At 69.8% G+C, this 16,361-nt stretch carries 18 protein-coding genes; 9 read left to right on the plus strand and 9 right to left on the minus strand.

The features are described from left to right. The first annotated feature begins 89 nt into the window (after positions 1 to 89). Positions 90 to 605, plus strand: a complete 516-nt coding sequence (locus HNR14_RS02105; protein ID WP_179699594.1) for a MarR family winged helix-turn-helix transcriptional regulator — start codon at positions 90 to 92, stop codon at positions 603 to 605. On the opposite strand, the gene HNR14_RS02110 is transcribed toward HNR14_RS02105, so the two are convergent. From HNR14_RS02110 to HNR14_RS02140, 7 genes are all read right to left on the minus strand, one after another. After that, on the minus strand, positions 593 to 1,492 hold the full coding sequence (locus HNR14_RS02110) for an amidohydrolase family protein (RefSeq protein WP_179699595.1): 900 nt from the start codon (positions 1,490 to 1,492) through the stop codon (positions 593 to 595). The genes HNR14_RS02105 and HNR14_RS02110 overlap by 13 nt on opposite strands. Before the next feature lie 2 nt (positions 1,493 to 1,494). Then, complete coding sequence (locus HNR14_RS02115) at positions 1,495 to 2,391, minus strand: NAD(P)-dependent oxidoreductase (RefSeq protein ID WP_179699596.1); 897 nt, start codon at positions 2,389 to 2,391, stop codon at positions 1,495 to 1,497. Next, entirely contained in the window at positions 2,388 to 3,344 is a 957-nt protein-coding gene (locus HNR14_RS02120; RefSeq protein ID WP_179699597.1) for an NAD-dependent epimerase/dehydratase family protein, read from the minus strand. Before HNR14_RS02120 ends, HNR14_RS02115 begins: the two co-directional genes overlap by 4 nt. Further along, a complete protein-coding gene (locus tag HNR14_RS02125) occupies positions 3,341 to 4,414 on the minus strand; it encodes an ABC transporter permease (protein WP_021759191.1) in 1,074 nt (357 codons plus the stop codon). The genes HNR14_RS02120 and HNR14_RS02125 overlap by 4 nt, the downstream gene beginning before the upstream one ends. Continuing rightward, a complete protein-coding gene (locus HNR14_RS02130; protein ID WP_179699598.1) occupies positions 4,411 to 5,913 on the minus strand; it encodes a sugar ABC transporter ATP-binding protein in 1,503 nt (500 codons plus the stop codon). The genes HNR14_RS02125 and HNR14_RS02130 overlap by 4 nt, the downstream gene beginning before the upstream one ends. A gap of 32 nt (positions 5,914 to 5,945) precedes the next feature. Beyond that, positions 5,946 to 7,007 (minus strand): sugar ABC transporter substrate-binding protein, encoded by a 1,062-nt coding sequence (locus HNR14_RS02135; RefSeq protein WP_179699599.1) that lies wholly within the window; start codon positions 7,005 to 7,007, stop codon positions 5,946 to 5,948. Between the two features lie 110 nt (positions 7,008 to 7,117). Next, complete coding sequence (locus tag HNR14_RS02140) at positions 7,118 to 8,461, minus strand: Gfo/Idh/MocA family oxidoreductase (RefSeq protein ID WP_179699600.1); 1,344 nt, start codon at positions 8,459 to 8,461, stop codon at positions 7,118 to 7,120. 180 nt (positions 8,462 to 8,641) lie between these two features. Between HNR14_RS02140 and HNR14_RS02145 the strand changes: the two genes are divergently transcribed. The 8 genes from HNR14_RS02145 to HNR14_RS02175 all read left to right on the plus strand — a co-directional run bounded on the left by HNR14_RS02145 (position 8,642) and on the right by HNR14_RS02175 (position 13,086). Continuing rightward, positions 8,642 to 9,679 carry a substrate-binding domain-containing protein gene (locus HNR14_RS02145; protein ID WP_179699601.1) on the plus strand — a complete coding sequence of 346 codons (1,038 nt, stop codon included), beginning with the start codon at positions 8,642 to 8,644 and terminating at the stop codon, positions 9,677 to 9,679. Positions 9,680 to 9,703: 24 nt separating this feature from the next. Continuing rightward, positions 9,704 to 10,015, plus strand: coding sequence for a putative quinol monooxygenase (locus tag HNR14_RS02150; protein ID WP_179699602.1), 312 nt, complete (start codon positions 9,704 to 9,706; stop codon positions 10,013 to 10,015). Then, positions 10,012 to 10,551, plus strand: coding sequence for a gluconokinase (locus HNR14_RS02155; protein WP_343064395.1), 540 nt, complete (start codon positions 10,012 to 10,014; stop codon positions 10,549 to 10,551). The genes HNR14_RS02150 and HNR14_RS02155 overlap by 4 nt, the downstream gene beginning before the upstream one ends. 71 nt (positions 10,552 to 10,622) lie before the next feature. Further along, positions 10,623 to 10,745: a hypothetical protein gene (locus tag HNR14_RS21100; RefSeq protein WP_281371265.1), complete on the plus strand. Its 123-nt coding sequence runs from the start codon at positions 10,623 to 10,625 to the stop codon at positions 10,743 to 10,745. 98 nt (positions 10,746 to 10,843) lie between these two features. Further along, positions 10,844 to 11,188: a hypothetical protein gene (locus HNR14_RS02160; protein WP_179699603.1), complete on the plus strand. Its 345-nt coding sequence runs from the start codon at positions 10,844 to 10,846 to the stop codon at positions 11,186 to 11,188. Beyond that, positions 11,185 to 11,517 (plus strand): NIPSNAP family protein, encoded by a 333-nt coding sequence (locus HNR14_RS02165; protein WP_179699604.1) that lies wholly within the window; start codon positions 11,185 to 11,187, stop codon positions 11,515 to 11,517. Before HNR14_RS02160 ends, HNR14_RS02165 begins: the two co-directional genes overlap by 4 nt. A 196-nt stretch (positions 11,518 to 11,713) precedes the next feature. Next, positions 11,714 to 12,325: a hypothetical protein gene (locus HNR14_RS02170; protein ID WP_179699605.1), complete on the plus strand. Its 612-nt coding sequence runs from the start codon at positions 11,714 to 11,716 to the stop codon at positions 12,323 to 12,325. After that, positions 12,322 to 13,086, plus strand: a complete 765-nt coding sequence (locus tag HNR14_RS02175) for a PspA/IM30 family protein (protein ID WP_179699606.1) — start codon at positions 12,322 to 12,324, stop codon at positions 13,084 to 13,086. Before HNR14_RS02170 ends, HNR14_RS02175 begins: the two co-directional genes overlap by 4 nt. Positions 13,087 to 13,116: 30 nt before the next feature. Here HNR14_RS02175 and HNR14_RS02180 read toward each other — a convergent pair whose 3' ends face one another. Together HNR14_RS02180 and HNR14_RS02185 are read right to left on the minus strand one after the other, a co-directional pair. Continuing rightward, positions 13,117 to 14,505 carry an APC family permease gene (locus HNR14_RS02180; RefSeq protein ID WP_179699607.1) on the minus strand — a complete coding sequence of 463 codons (1,389 nt, stop codon included), beginning with the start codon at positions 14,503 to 14,505 and terminating at the stop codon, positions 13,117 to 13,119. Between the two features lie 87 nt (positions 14,506 to 14,592). Beyond that, on the minus strand, positions 14,593 to 16,281 hold the full coding sequence (locus HNR14_RS02185; protein ID WP_179699608.1) for an amidohydrolase family protein: 1,689 nt from the start codon (positions 16,279 to 16,281) through the stop codon (positions 14,593 to 14,595). Between the last annotated feature and the right edge of the window lie 80 nt (positions 16,282 to 16,361).

Genomic DNA, 16,361 nt, shown 5'->3' on the forward strand with positions numbered 1-16,361 from the left:
GTTTCACCAGCGAGTTACTTTATCATGAAACAACTTGATGTTTTGATAACCTGTTCACCGGCAGCAGCCGGTGACGGGAGGGCCTCGCGATGACCGACGCGGAGACGCACGACGCGCTCGACGACCAGCGCGAGCGCCTCAACGAGGCGCTGCGCGCGTACGGCGCGAGCTACTCCGAGCTGGCGCGCGAGTTCGCCGCGAGCGAGGGCCTCCACTCGACCGACGCCGTCGCCCTCATCGAGATCCTGGCCGCCGAGGAACGCGGCGCGCCGCTCACGCCCGCACGGCTCAGCGACCGCATCGGCCTCACCGCCGGCGCCACCTCCACCCTGCTGAACCGGCTGGAGGCCGCGGGTCACGTGGTGCGCAGTCGCGGCCACGCCGACCGCCGCATGGTCACCCTCCACTCCACCCCGAACGTCCAGACCATCGCGGACGACTTCTTCCACCCGCTCGGCGACCGCATCGCCGCCGTCATGGCGAAGCACCCGCCGGAGCTGCTGGAGCAGTTCGAGACGCTGCTCGGCGAGCTGCGCGGGACGATGGAGGCGTACATCGCGGACACGACGAGGCGGCGCGAGAACGACGAGGGTCAGAAGCGGTAGAAGCGCCGGGCGGTCCCGGCGAACAGCGTCGCCCGGTCGTCGCGGGAGAACCCGTCGATGATCGCGTCGAAGGCGGCGAAGACCTCGCCGTAGCGGGAGTAGAGGCCGTCGACCGGGAAGTTGCTGCCGAACATGCAGCGCCGGGGCCCGAAGGCGTCGATGGTCTCGAGCACGATGCGGCGGATGCTGTCGACGGTCCAGCCGTGATCGTTCGTGCCGAGCGCCGAGACCTTCACCATCGTGTTCGGTTCCGCGGCGACGCGCTCCATCCCCCTGCGCCACGCGTCGAGCGCGTCCCCCTCGCGCTCGATCGGCATGCCCGCGTGGTCGAGGACGATCGCCGTGCCGCCGAAGTCCGCGGCCAGCGCCGCCGCGTCGTCGAGTTGGGACGGGAACACCTGGAGGTCGAACGACAGACCCGCAGGAGCCAGAGCGCCGAACCCGCTCCGCCAGGAGGGGTCGGACATCAGGTCGCCGCGCTCCCGGTGCGAGTAGTACGGATCGGGATGCCAGTTCAGGATGTCGCGGACGCCACGGACCGACCGCAACGCCGCGTGCGCCGCCACCTGCTCGGCTGCATCCGGTGCGGACAGGTCGACCTTGGCGACCTGGACGTTCGGCACGGGATGCGCGGCGATCACCTCGTCGACCCATCGGCTCTCGCCGATCGGGTCCGCCGCGCCGTTCTCGATGTGCACGGATCCGACGAGGCGGGCGTCGAGCGCCTCCAGCTCGGCCGCATCCCGCAGGTAGTCGGCGACGAGGTAGTCGCGGCGGAGGGGACGATCGTCTCCGTGATATCGGCGCACGGCGGGACCCTCGAGCCACGGGTAGGACGCTGTGCTGAGAGTGCACAGGTGGTGGTGGGCGTCGACGATGTCGAGCATGGTCAGTCCTTCCCCGCGCCGAGCTCGGCGATGGTGAGCTCGATCGCCGTGTGGTCGAGCTCTCCGCGATCGTCCACCACCATACGGTCGAACAGTCCCGCCACCGCCGCCGCCACCGGGAGGATGATGCCGGACGCATGCGCCGATTGGGCGACGAACCGCAGATCCTTCAATTGATTCGCCGCGCTGCCTCCGCCCTCGAAGTCGCGCTCAAGCCAGCGCCCGCGCTTCTGCCGCAGCACCTCGGAGCCGGCGAGCCCCGCACCGAGCACGTCGAGCAGGCGTCCGCGGTCGATCCCGGTCGCGTCCGCCAGCACCAGGGCTTCCGAGATGGCGGTCACGGTCGCGGCGACGACCACCTGATTGCACGCCTTCGCGATCTCGCCGGACCCGGGCGGCCCGAAGACGACGACGGTCGAGCCGACGAGGCGCAGCACCGGGAGCGCCTTCTCGACGGCTGCGTCGGACCCGCCCACCATCACACTCAACGCCCCCGTCTCCGCGCCGAGGACGCCTCCGCTCAGCGGAGCGTCGACCACCGAGACCCCGCGAGCGGCGAGGCTCGACGCCAACGCCGCGACCGCCACGGGCGACACGGTTCCGTGGACGACGAGCACCGGCGACGCGATCCCCTTCGCCGCCCATCCGGCGAGCAGGCCGTGGTCGCCGTCGAGCAGGTCCTCGACGTCGACGAGGTCGGTGAGGACGGTCAAGGTCACGTCGGCCGCCGCATCCGCGGGGGTGGCGGCCACGACGGCGCCGCTCGCCGCGAGGCCGTCCGCCTTCCGCTGGGTGCGGTTCCACACGGTCAGCGCCCCGAGATCGCGCAGGAGGCGGCGCGCGATCGGCTCGCCCATCCGCCCCAGACCGAGGAGGGAGACCGTCGTCGACCCCGTCATGCCAGACCCTCCGCGTCGTCGAGGTCCACGAGCAGCTGTGCGCCGAGATCGTCGAGCGTGATCGACGCCCGGAAGCCGAGCAGGTCCTCGGATCGCGCGAGCACGACCGGGACGCGCCGACCGGGAATGCTCGCGCGCGGCACCTCCGGCGCGAAACGTCGCAGTGCGGTCTCCGTGTCCTGTCGCAGATAGGTCAGCGGGTTCGCGACGAGGATGCCCGGGGCTGCGGGAGTCGAATGGGTCAGCGCCGCGAACACTGCTCGGGCGGCGTCGCGGACGTCCAGGTACGTCCATCCCTCGCACGCCTGCCGGCGCGGGTCCTCCCGCATGGCCCGACGGATGTGCTGGGCGAACACCGTGCCGTCGTCGACGGTGATGTCGCGCACGAGGGGGAACCGGATGCCGGTGACCGCGAGCCCGTAACGCGCGGCGACGGCCGCTCCGGCGGCCTCGTTGGCCTGTTTGGAGAGGGAGTAGGCGTCGTCGATGTCCGCGGGCTCGGTCTCGTCCCACGGGTAGCGCGTGGGAAGGACGGGCCGCGAGTTCAGTGGGAGCCCGGACGCGTTGATGCTGGAGGCGTACACGACCTTGCGCGCTCCGGCCTGGGCCGCGGCGTCCAGGATCAGGAAGGTGCCCAGCGCGTTCGCCTCGTAGATCTCTGCCGGCTCCCCCTGGTCGAGACCGGCCCGGCCCGCGAGGTGCACGACCGTGTCCATCCCCTCGACGGCATCGCGGACGAAACGCGCGTCGCTGACGGAACCGACCAGCCAGCGGCCCTCGACCGCATCCTTCGCAGCCCCCCGAGGCTCGCCGACCTCGAGCACCGAGACCTCGGCGCCACGCTCGACCAGGTCGTCCACGACCGTGCGCCCGATGAGGCCGGCGCCGCCGGTGACGAGGATGCGGTGGCCGGCGAGCTGGTCGCCGGCCACCGCGGACACCTCCTGCGTCACCGGACGACCTGGCCCTGATCCTGGCCCTGATCCTGCGCCGGGGCGGACACCGACGACGTCACCGGAGCGGGCTCCACCTTGTCGCGCCCGCCCCGGCGCATCATCGGCCAGCCCTTGCTGCCCTGGTCGATCGCCACGGCGATCAGCACGACCGCACCCGTGACGATCTGCTCGTAGAAGCTCGGCACGTTCAGGAGCACCAGACCGTTGGTCAGGGCGCCGAGGATGAGGGCGCCGACGAGAGTTCCGGCGATCCGGCCCTCGCCGCCCATCAGGTTCGCACCGCCGATGACTGCGGCCGCGATGGCCGTCAGCAGATACGGACTTCCCGCCTCGGACTGCGCCGCAGAGATGCGGGCGACGATCACGAGTCCGGCGAGCGCCGCGAGGGCACCCGAGATCCCGTAGACGAGGATCTTGACGCGGGTGACGCGCACCCCGGACAGCCACGCGGTCTCCTCGCTGCCTCCGGTCGCGATCACGTTCTGGCCGAAGACCGTGCGGCGCAGGAGCAGCCAGGCGAGGATGGCGACGACGATGACGACGACCACCACGATCGGCACCCCGCCGATGTAGCTGTTGAGCAGCAGCACGAAGTCGGTCGGCACGTTGTAGACCGGTGTCCCGTTGGTGACGACATACGCGAGCCCCTGGTAGATGCTCATCGTGCCGAGGGTGGCGATGAACGGGGGCAGCTTGAGCGCCGTGATCAGGATGCCGTTGACGGCGCCCGCGAGGAAGCCGAGGACGAGACCGACGGCGAGCGCCGGGAACGCGCCGACCCCTCCGCTGACCATCATGTTCGCCGAGACGATGCCGACGAAGCTGGCGATGGAGCCCACCGAGAGGTCGATGCCGCCGGTGATGATGACGAAGGTGAGGCCGATGCCGATGAGGGCGTTGACGCACGCCGAGACGGCCACGTCGCGGAGGTTGTCGAGGGTGAGGAAGTTCGGGCTGAGGATCCCGAAGATGATGAAGATGACCGCTGCGGCCCCGAAGATGCCGAGCGCCTGCAGGTTGACGGGAGCTCTCCGCGCTTTGCGCGGCGTCGCTGACGCGTTGCTCATGATGTTCCCTTCGCGATCCCCATGGCGCTCGCCACGAGGCTCTGTTCGTTGATGTCGTCTCCGGTGTGCTCGGAGATGAAGCGGCCTGCGCGCATGACGAGCGCGCGGTCGCTGAGTGAGATGATCTCGGGCAGGTCGGACGACACCACGATGACGGCGTTGCCTGCCGCCGCCAGCTGGTCGATCAGGCCGTAGATCTCGGCCTTGCCGCCGACGTCGACGCCCTTGGTCGGCTCGTCGAAGAGGAACACCTTCGATCCTCTTCGCAGCCATTTGGCGATCACGAGCTTCTGCTGGTTGCCGCCGGAGAACTGACGTGCGAGCAGCCGCACGTTCTCCGGCCGCAGAGCGAGGGACTCGGTGATCTCGGTGGCGACCGCGATCTGGTGGCGCGGGCTGATGAACGGCCCGCGCCCCACCATGTCGCGGGCGGCGGTGAGGGCGACGTTCGCGTAGGCCGGCATCTGCAGAGCGAGGCCCTGCTGCTTGCGGTCCTCCGGGATGAAGGCGATCCCGGCGTTCCTGCTGTCGTTCGGCGTGTGCACGCGGAGCCGCTTGCCTTCGATCTCGAGCACTCCCCCGCATCCCGGGTCGGCGCGCACGATCGCTCGGAGGAACTCGGTGCGGCCGGAGCCGACGAGTCCCGCGATGCCGACGACCTCTCCGCGGCGCACGGCGATGTCGTTGACGGCATCGGTGTCCGGGCGGGAGACGCCGGTGGCGCGGAACACCACGGGCGCATCCGCCCGGGCGGGATGAAGTCGTTTGAAGCCGAGGAGCTCGCGGCCGACCATCTTGCGGACGATCTCGTCGACGTCCGTGTCGCCGATCAGCGAATCGAAGCCGACGGAGCCGTCGCGGAGTACGACGACCCGGTCGGAGACGGTCATGACCTCGGGCATCTTGTGGGAGACGAAGATCACTCCGACGCCGCGATCGGCGGCGATCTGCCGTACGCGGGTCAGCACCGCCTCCACGTTCTGCTCGACCATCGACGTCGTCGGCTCGTCGAGGGCGACGATCTTGGCGCCGAAGGCGAACGACTTCGCGATGGTGAGCGCGTGCCGTTGCGCGGGGCTCAGCCGGGAGAGCCGCGTCTTCCTCGTCAGCGGGAAGCCCATGGCCGCGACGTCGGCCAGTGCCGCGTCGACGGCCGGTCCGGCGGCGCGCCGCTCCGTGCCCGACTTGCCGAGGAGAAGGTTCTGCTCGACGGTGAGCTGCGGGACGACGGCCGGCTCCTGGTGGGCGATGACGACTCCTTCGGCCAGCGCCCGGCGCGGTGAGTATTCACCGCGCCGGACGCCGTCGACCGTCACCGAACCGCGATCGGGCGCCATCGAGCCGCCGAGGATGCCGAGGAGCGTGCTCTTGCCCGCTCCGTTCTCTCCGGCGAGGGTGAGGACCTCGCCGCGGCGCAGCACGAAGCTGACGTCGTTGAGAGCTCGGACTCCGGGGAAGGACTTCGCGACGTTCCGGATCTCGAGAAGGGTGTCAGTCATGATGTCTCCTGTCCTGGGATCAGGCCGACCCCTTAGGGCATGCCCGTCTGGTACTGGGCCACGTTCTGCTTGTCGACGATGAAGGCGGGGACGTCGACCCAGGCGGGGACCGTCTTGCCGTCCAGCAGCCAGAGCGCCACCTTGACGCCGGTCTCGCCCTCGGTCGTCGGCCGCTCGCTCACTGTCGCGGTGTAGGTGCCGTCGTTGATCAGCTTCTTGGCCTGCGGGATGCCGTCGGTGCCGACGAGCATCACCTTGCCGGTGAGCCCCTTCGCGTCGATTGCCGCCTGGACGCCGAGCCCCATGCCGTCGTTCTGGGAGTAGAACGCCTTGATGTCGGGGTTGGCGGTCAGCATCGCGTTCGCGATGGTCTGAGCCTGGTTGGTGTCCCATTTGGCCGTCTGCGAGGCGACGAGGTCGAGGTTCGGGTTCTTCTCGATCCCGGCTTTGAACCCCTTGCCACGGTTGAGGGCGTTGGACGATCCGGGGTCGCCTTCGATCTGCGCCACCTTGCCGCCGTCGGGCAGCTGCTTGGCGATGTAATCGGCCGCCGTCTCGCCGATCGTCTCGGCGTCCGGTCCGACGTACACGACTCCCGGCACGGTGCCCTGCGCGTCGTTCAGCACGATCGCGGGCACGCCCTTGGCGAGGGCCGCCTTGAACACGGTGTCGAGGGCGGTCGCCGAGATCGGCGAGGCCAGGATGGCCGAGCAGCCTTGGTTCAGCGCGCTCTGCGCCTTGTCGAGCTGCTCGGTGATCGACGACTCGTCATTGACCGCGAAGGTCTGGTACTTGACGCCCAGTTTCTTGGCCTCACTCTCGAAGCCGTCGCGCTCATAGCCCCAGAACTCGTTGGCCAAAGTGCGAGTGACGTAGCAGAGCTTGACGTCCGCCTTCGCCTTCGGGGTTCCGAGCGCCTTTTCGACCTCGGTGACATCGGTCTTCTTACCCGTCTGCACGAGTGAGACGAGGTCGGCGGAGCCTGCGGTTCCGCCTCCTGCCGAGCCGTCGGGGGTCGCTGAGCACGCGCTGAGCACGAGCAGGGCCGCGGATGCGGTCGCGAGGGCAGCGATGCTGCCGACTCGTCGCTTCATGGTGATTCCTTTCGTCATTGGAAGGGGGACTTCTCATCGGTGGTGGGTGGGTGATGCCCGCGCTGCTGTCGGACCATTCTCCGCCGCGGGCCACGGCGAATGGGCCGGGATCAGGCGGAGACGCTGATGAGCGCCTCGGTCTCCCGGCGCAGTTCGAGGGCGGTGGCGAGGGACTCGTCGATGATCACGTCGTCCCAGCTGACGCTGCGGCCCTTCGGGACGTCGTGCGTCAGCTCGACGTGGTGGGCGAGGGCGACGGGGAGGAGGCGCTCGCGCACCGAGGTCTCGGCGGAGACGAGCTTGCCCCACACGGTGTACCCGCCCTCGCCGTCGAGGAACTCGCCGGCGGCGAGGTCCTTCTTGGCGGTCGCGACGACGTCGCCGTGGAACCCGATGGGCGACCCGGTGGCGACACCGAGCAGGGCGGCGTTGGCGATGGAGATGTTCAGCTCCAGGCCGACGTAGTGGTACGGCCGGTAGAGAGCGGCGTACTGGCCGGTGGGGTCCGGGTGCCACGGGTACTCGGTGAAGCATCCCGAGACGTAGTCGTTGGTCGCCTTCACGACCACGAACACGCCTTCCTGGGTGTTGAACGGGATCCACTCTCCGTCGCGGGTGACGCTCGACATGACGTCGACCGATCCGCCGTTGGCGAGCACGCCGCCGACGTCCGAGGGCCGGCAGATCGTCGCGATCTCCTCGATGTTGCCCGGCGTGAAAGTGAGCCCTTCGTCCGACGGGGTCAGGCCGGCCGCGTTCGCCACGGCCGCCATCTCGATGGCGGCTTTCGTGCCGTCGCGGAAGGAGGTGTGCATGTAGGGGTTGAGCTGCCCCGACTCGGTGAGCTCCTTCGAGAACTCCCAGTTGTCCCAGACGTTGTCGGGGTTCATCTCGTGATAGTGCGGGAGGTACTTCGCGCCCTTGCCAGCGCAGACCACGTCGAAGCCGGAGCTGCGCGCCCAGTCGACGAGCTCCATGATGAGCGCGGGCTGGTCGCCGAAGGCCATCGAGTAGACGACCCCCGCCTCCTCGGCGCGACGCGCGAGCGCCGGTCCGGCGAGCGCATCCGCCTCGACCGTGACCATGATGATGTGCTTGTCCGTGGCGATCGCCTTGAGGGCGTGGTCGATCCCGACGATCGGGTTGCCGGTGGCCTCGACGATCACATCGATGTCGGCATCGAACAGCTGGGTCGAGTCCGGGACGATCGTCGTCGTTCGGTGGGCGATGGCCTCGTCGATCGTGGACGCCATCTGCTCCGCCGGCCATCCGACGAGTTCGAAGGCGCCCTGAGCGCGCGCCACGTTGATGTCGGCGATGGCCACGACGTGGACACCGGGGATGTTCCTGGCCTGAGCGAGGTACATCGTGCCGAACCGGCCGGCGCCGATGAGGCCGACGCGGATCGGGCGGCCTTCGGTCTCGCGCTGCTGGAGGAGGGAGTGAAGGTTCACGATCGCCTTTCCTGTCGTGCGACGGCTGGGAGATCGTGTGTTCGGCCAAAGGTCGGCCCGACTCCATCGTCGTTCGCGTTGGTGAGTGGTAACGGTTACACTTTTGTACCACTACCCGTTCTCCGCGTCAAACACGGGGGCGGACATCATTAGGCTGAGCACGACCCACAGGAGGTACCGGTGAAGAAACCAGCGACGATCCGCGATGTCGCACGCGAGGCCGACGTGTCGGTCGCCGTGGTCTCCCGCGTCCTCAACGACGGCACGGGCCCCGTCGCACCCCTCACCCGGGCGAAGGTTGTCGAGGTCATCGAGCGACTCGGCTACCAGCCCCGGGCGGCGGCCCGCGAGCTGCAGCACCGTGGCGCGCCCACGATCGGCCTGGTGCTCGCCGACCTCGCCAACCCGTTCTTCGCCCGTCTCGCCGACCGCGTCGTGTGGGAGGCCCGCGCCCGTGGCGTGCACGTCGTGCTGCTGACGACCCAGGAGGATCCGCACCTGGAGGCGGAATCCATCGACAACCTCATCGGCCGCTCGGTGTCGTCGGTCATCGCCACCCCGACCGGCGGCAACATCGACAAGTGGTCGCGGCTTCTCGAGCTCGGCATCAGCGTGGTCTTCGTCGACCGCGAGATCGAGGAGCTCCCCCAGATCGACGTCGTCTCGATCAGCAACGACGCCTCGTCGGAGGTGACGACCCAGCACCTCATCGACCTCGGGCACGAGGCCATCGCGTTCATCTCCGGGCCGCTGACGACCTCCACCGGGCGCGACCGGGTGGCGGGTTTCCGCCGCACGATGACGGCGGCCGGCCTGGAGGTGCGCGACGACCTCGTCCGTGCCATCCCGTTCCGTGGCGATGCGGGCCGGGATGCCGTCGCCTCCCTGCTGGCCCTCCCGATTCCGCCGACCGCGCTGATCATCGGAAACACGGCGCAGGTCCCCTCCGCCCTGCACGCGCTCAAGCAGGCGGACGCACTCGTCCCCGACGACCTGAGCGTCATCGTGTTCGACGACAATCCGTGGACCGAGCTCGTGTCGCCACCCCTCTCGGCCATCCGGCAGCCGATCGACATGCTCGCCCTCCATTCGGTCGAGCTCGCCGTCGGTCGTGCGAAGGGCAACCTCCCGGAGGCGCCCCGGCGCATCCACGTGGACGCCGAGTTCATCCTGCGGTCCAGCACTGCCGCCCTGAGTCCCGCCGTCCGCGGGCTCTGACATCCCGATCCCTTTGGAGACCCCATGACCGTCATCGTCACCGCCGTGTTCCACCCGCTCGAAGGCCGCCGCGACGAGCTCGTCGATGCGCTGCGTGCCACGATCCCTGCCGTCCACGCCGAGGAGGGCTGCCTGCTCTACGCCATCCACGACGCGTCCGACGGCACGATCACGATGATCGAGAAGTGGACGGCCCCCGAGCTCCTGCAGGCCCACGCGGAGGGAGCGGCCGTCGTCGCCCTGAACGCGGCCGTCGGCGACCTGCTCGCCGCCCCGACCACCGTGACCACCATGACGCCGATCCCGGTCGGCGGCGAGGAGCAGGGGCTCCTGTGAGCGATGCCCCGGCCGTCGTCGTCGTGATGGGCGTCTCCGGCTCCGGCAAGTCGGTCTTCGGGGCGGCACTGGCGGCATCCCTGGGCCGCGGATTCCTCGACGCCGACGACCTCCATCCCCCCGCCAACAAGGCCAGGATGGCCGCGGGCGTGCCGCTCGAGGATGCCGACCGCTGGCCGTGGCTCGACACCGTCGCCGAGACCGGATCCGCGGCGGGCGACGTCGTCATCGCGTGCTCCGCGTTGCGTCGCGCCTACCGCGACCGTCTGCGCCTTCGGCTCCCCGCGGCCGTGTTCGTGCAGCTCGACGTCGCCGTCTCCGAGTTGGAGCGCCGATTGGCCGGCCGATCGCACGAGTTCATGCCGGCATCGCTGCTGACGAGCCAACTCGACCTCCTCGAACCCCTCGAACGCGACGAACGCGGCGTCGTCCTCGCGATCGCACCGGGGCGGAGCATCGACGCGATGGTCGCGGAGGCCGGCTCCGCGCTGCGGGATCTCTCGGCGCGGACGACCGACGCACCCTCCGTCGGCTGATCCGCAACCCCCTGACGCCGCCTCCCCTCCCGGCGTACTGTCGCATCGCAACCGACAGAAGGGGTATCCGCATGGACCACGAGAAGGACGCACGACCCGACCCGGACGATCTGCCCGACGGTTCGGGGAACGGCACGGGGACGCCGAACGACGGCGAGGACACCGCGTCGGGTGGTGGAGCCGATGACCGATAAGCCGCACCCCGACGACCTCCCCCGCCCCAGCGAGGTCGACCCCGACTCCGGCACCGACGCGGACGACAAGCCCGTCGAGAACCCGGGCGGCTGACCGAGTGCTGAGCCGTCTCGCCGCCGAGTTCGCGGCGGAGATCAAGAATCACGACTGGTCGGACGCGCCCTATCGGACGGACCAGGCCGGCCACAGCCGCCTGGACGACGACGAGGAGCAGCGGTCCGACCAGGTGCTGTCCGATGAGGAGACGGGGCGTGTGAAGACCAACGTCGCGTGGGTCGTCGGGCAGGTGCTCCTGCACGCCGATCCGAACTTCGACATCCGGGAGTTCGCCCACGCCTGCGATCTGCCGCGCGCCCTGCGCTACGGGCCCAGCGGCCAGCCGAGCGATGCCGTGCTGGAGGGGATCCGGCGCGACGACGACGGCGAGGTCAGCACCCCGTGATCACCTGCGTGGTGCACTACACGATCGACCCGGCGAAGATCGGGGCGTTCGAGGAGTTCGCGGCCGCCTGGATCCGGCTGGTGAACCGCCACGGCGGGGAGCACCACGGCTACTTCCTCCCCGGTGAAGGCGCCAGCGACCAGGCGCTGGCGCTCTTCACCTTCCCCTCGCTCGCCGCATACGAGCGGTACCGGCAGCTGTTCGGCGTCGACCCCGAGTTCATCGCGGCAGACCGCATCCGGGATGAATCGGGATGCGTGATCCGCTACGACCGCACCTTCATGCGGCCGCTGCTCCCCCGCGACCTGCAGACGCTCGAGGCCGACTGAGCCGGAGCCCGTCGAGACGCGCCCAACCTGGACGTCTGCCGCATGCATTTCCGTCCCGATAGGCGTACCTTGACGGAAACGCGATACATCGCGTTTGCAACCGACAGGTCGACGAAGGTGGACCGATGGACATGAACTCAGGGATGGGCACCCGCATCCAGGCCCGCTTCGGACCGATGAAGGGTGGGCGGCGCTCATGAGCGTCATCGCCGGTGTCCTCCTCAGCCTCCTGGTGATCGCCCTCCTGGGCATCCTCATCGGCGTGCTGATCGTCCGCGCCGTGTACCGGAGCATCAGGCGCAACCGCACGATCAACGGAGCCGTGCTCCGCACGCGCACCGCGTTCACCTGGGGGCCGCAGCAGCAGGTGCTGCGACTCCGGATGCGCCTCAACGATAGCCTCGAGAGCGGACGGGCGGCCGTCGAGCTCACGCTGCGCAGCGACGGACTGCGTGGCGAACTCGTCCGGTTGTTCAAACGCATCCAGGCCGAAGGCGCGACGCTGGAGTCTCAACTCCGGCTGCTCCAGAGCGAGACCGACTCGGCCGTGCTGACGGCGGAACTCCCCGTGGTGCGCGGTCGCGTCGAACAGGTCGAAGGGTTGGTGCGCCGCCTGCGGTCGGCCGTCTCGTCCGGCCTGGGCGCGCCCAGCGACGACGCCCTCGACGCGTTGCGCGCCGACGTCGACCGTGAGGTCGCGGCCATCCACGCCGGCATCCAGGAGCTCCACACCCTCAACTCCTTCGACGGCCGACCGGAGCCGCGCCGCCAGACCACGAACCGTCTCTACGGGGGGAACGAATCATGAGCGACAACACCGCGCGGATGCGCAACATCTTCCGCATCAAGACCTCACGCGCACTCGACAAGATGGAGGACCCGCGCGAGGCCCTCGACGACAGTTACGACCAGCAGGTGCGGATGCTCCAGCAGGTGCGGCAGGGACTCGCCGAGGTCGCGACGGCGCGCAAGCGCATCGAGCTGCAGGGTCAGGAGATGGGCGCGCGCTATCAGAAGCTCGCCCAGCAGGCCCAGGAGGCCCTGAACCAGGGCCGGGAGGACCTCGCCCGCACCGCGCTCGAACGCCGGTCTCTGCTGGAGAACCAGGTGGCGACCCTCCGGGATCAGCACGCGGCACTGCAGAAGCAGCAGGCCCAGCTCCAGGACAACGAGCGTCGTCTCGCCGAACGCGTCGAGGCCTTCCGGGTCGAGAAGGAGACGATGAAGGCCACCTACACGGCCTCGCAGGCGCAGGCGCGCGCCAACGAGGTGGCGGCCGGCATCAGCACGCAGATGAACGATGCCGGGGCCTCCCTCAACCGCGCGAAGGACAAGATCGCCCAGATGCAGGCCCGGGCGGCCGCGACCGAGGAGTTGATCGCCACCGGCGCACTGCACGACCAGACGGGCCGCCCCGACTCCGACCTCGAGCGCCAACTCGCGGCCGGCCTGACCAGGGCGGACATCGAACGTCAGCTGCAGTCGATGAAGGACGCGGCAGCGGCCGGCTCGCACACGACGAGCGGCACCGCGACCGACCCCGACAGCTGGCTCAGCATCGGTCGGTGAGCGCGTGGCGCGACGAGCCGGCGCCGCGACCTACAGGTCCGTCGGCCCGTGCAGCGGCGGTGGGCTGACGCGGAAGAATCGCGTGCGCCACAGCAGGTACGCCAGCCCGATCGCGACCCAGACGCCGCCGACGATCATCGCGCTCGGCTCCAGGCTGAACCAGAGAGCCACGTTGATCACGACACCGAGCCCCGGCAGCACGAGGTAGCCGATGGCGACGCGCCAGCCGCGCTCCTTCACGAACCGGATGTACGTGAAGATGACCGCCAGGTTCACGAAGATGAACGCGACGAAGGCCCCGAAGTTGATGAGGGAGGCGGCCCGTCCGAGGTCGAGGAAGACGGCCGAGCAGGCGAGCGCCGCGATGAGCAGCACGTTCGCCGCGGGCACGCCCGCCCGGTTGAGCGATCCGAAGAAGCGCTTGGGCAGCGCGCCGTCTCTCCCCATCGCGTAGAGCAGGCGGGCGGCGCTCATCTGCTGCGTGATCCCGCAGCCGAGCACGGCGACCATGTAGCCGCCGATGAACACGGCCTGGAACGCCGCTCCCCCGATGTACTTCGCGATCTCGGGCGACGCACCGACGATGTTGCCGACCGTCGCCACGTCGGGGAAGAGCACCTGCATCACATAGGTGACGCCGACGAAGAACACCCCGGCGACGGCGACGATGATCAGGATGGCGCGCGGGATGTCGCGGCGCGGCTTCTCCGCCTCCTCGGCCAGCGTGCTGACGGCGTCGAACCCGAGGAACGACAGCGCGAGGATGGCGGCCCCGGCCCCGATGGCCGGCACATCCAGGCCCGGCGCGAAGAACGGGGTCATCGAGAACGAGGCCCCGTTGGCGCCGTCGACGATGTTCTTGATCGTGAGCCCGACGAACGCGACCGCGACGACGACCTGGATGATGACGAGGATGACGTTCACCTTCGCCGCGATCTGCACGCCGATCAGGTTCAGCACCGTGCAGATGACGATGGTCGACAGGATCCACACCCACGACGGCACCGCGGGGAACGCGGCCGACATGTAGATCGCCGACAGCAGGGCGTTGATCATCGGCAGCAGCAGGTAGTCGAGCGTCGCCGCCCAGCCGACGAGGAACCCGAGGTGCGGGTTGATCGCCTCCCTCGTGTACGTGTAGGCCGAGCCCGCCATCGGGAAGACCTTCACCATCCGCGAGTAGCTGAGCGCGGTGATCAGCACGGCGACGAGCACCACCAGGTAGGCGAGCGGCACGTGGCCGTGGGTGACGTCGGCGACGATGCCGAACGTGTCGAAGACCGCGAGCGGCGCCATGTAGGCGAGGCCGAGGAAGACGATGTGCCGGAGCTTCAGGGTGCGCCGGAGGCCGGGGGCGCCGGGAGTGTGCGGTGCTTCCGCGGTCCGGGACGGCGCGATGGCCGGGTCGAGCTGGGACATGGGGGTTTCCTTCGCGACAGTGAGAGGAACGGGGTGGGAGGAACGGGGTGGGGTGGGCGCGTCGGCGCGCTCAGTGCGTCGGCGCGCTCAGTGCGTCGGCGCGGTCTCGGCGTGGGCCGAGCAATGCGCGAGCCCGCCGTAGACGGACGGGGTGGCGGAGGCGGTGGAGGCGTCGTGCACGATCTCCCCGCCGACGATGGTCAGTTCGGCCCGCTGGTCGAGCAGGCCGGCCGGGTCGGCCTCGTGGGTGTAGAGGTCGTCCGACCAGGCGACGAGGTCGGCCTTCGCCCCGACGCGGAGGATGCCGAGCTGGTCCTCGTCATGCCAGGCCCAGGCTCCCTCGCGGGTGTATCCGCGGAGGGCGTCGTCGAGCGTGGTGCGCTCGCCGGGCGTCCATGCGTCGCGGCCGTCGAGGCCGGCGCGGGTGAGGGCGGAGTAGAAGCCGACGAGCGGGTCCATCTCTCCCACCTGCCAGTCGCTCGACAGCGCGACGTGGGCGCCGGAGGCCATGAGCGAGCGGATGCGCCAGGCGCGGTCCCAGCGCTGCTCGCCGACGTTCTCCATCCACGTGCCGGCGACGAGATCGGGCGAGCAGTGCCGCGGCTGCATGGCGGCGGTGATGCCGAGGGCGGCGAAGCGCAGGAGGTCGTCGGGGTGCAGGCACTCGACGTGGACGATGCCGTGACGCCGGTCGACGGTGCCGTTGGTGCGGGCGGCGTGCTCGATCGCATCCAGCGCCAGTCGGATGCCGCCGTCGCCGGTCGCGTGCGTGTGGGTCTGGAAGCCGAGCCGGTCGAGCTCGGTGACGATGCGGGTGAGCTCGCCCACCGGGGCGCTCGGGTGGCCGCGGTGGCCGGGCTGGTCGGCGTAGTCGTCGAGCATCCACGCGGTGTGCGGCTCGATGACGTCGTCGGCGTAGAGCTTGACTGGGCCGAACCGGAGGCGGTCGTCCAGCGGGGCGGAGTCGACGGCGTCGCGCAGGTCGCGGCGGAAGGCGGCGTCGGCGTCGATCGGGTGGAACAGGGCGGTGATGACGCGCGAGCTGAGCCGCCCCTCCGCCCGGGCGCGGTACAGCAGGTCGATCTCGGCGAGCGGAACCTGCGGCTCGACCACGGTGGTGATGCCGCTGGCGGTCGCGAGCTCGAGGCTGCCGATGAGCTTGCGGTAGCGGCGCTCGGGCGAGTACATCGGGATGTCGCGCTGCAGCCCGGCGAGGCCCGCGGTGGTCATGGCGCTGGTGTAGAAGTCGGTGACCCAGCCGGTGGCGCTGCCGTCGGCGCGACGCTCGGGCCTCCCCCACGGGATGTCGCCGCCGTCGGCGATCCCGAGCACGCGCATGGCTTTCTCGTCGAGCCAGACCGAGTGCTGGTCGTAGGTGGTGACGAAGATGGGCCGGTCGGTGAGTCCGGCGAGGTCGTCGGCGTTCGGACGGCGGCCGGTGACGATGGAGTAGACGGCGTTCTCGGCGCAGATCCAGTCGAGGTCGGGGCGGCGATCGGCGAGCTCGCGGATGCGGCGGCGCACCTCGTCGAGGGTGTCGGCGCCCTCCAGGCTGACGGCGTCCTGGTCGAAGCCGAGGAGCAGGTGGTTGTGGCTGTCGATGATGCCGGGCGTGAGGGAGGCGCCGGCCAGGTCGCGGGTCTCGCGCGCGGCGGGGGCGTCGCTCATCGTGCCGACGTAGGTGATGCGTCCATCCGTGATGCCGACGGCCTGCGCCCAGGGCTGGGCGTCGTCGAACGTGCGGACGGACGCGTTGGTGAGGAGCAGGTCGGTCACGGAAATCCCTCTCGGCGATGAACTGGATCAATTCTTTGACGCTAGTGTCAAAGAATTCCGTAAGCGTGTCACGCCGATCG

Source organism: Leifsonia naganoensis, from assembly GCF_013410615.1.
Lineage (GTDB): Bacteria > Actinomycetota > Actinomycetes > Actinomycetales > Microbacteriaceae > Leifsonia > Leifsonia aquatica.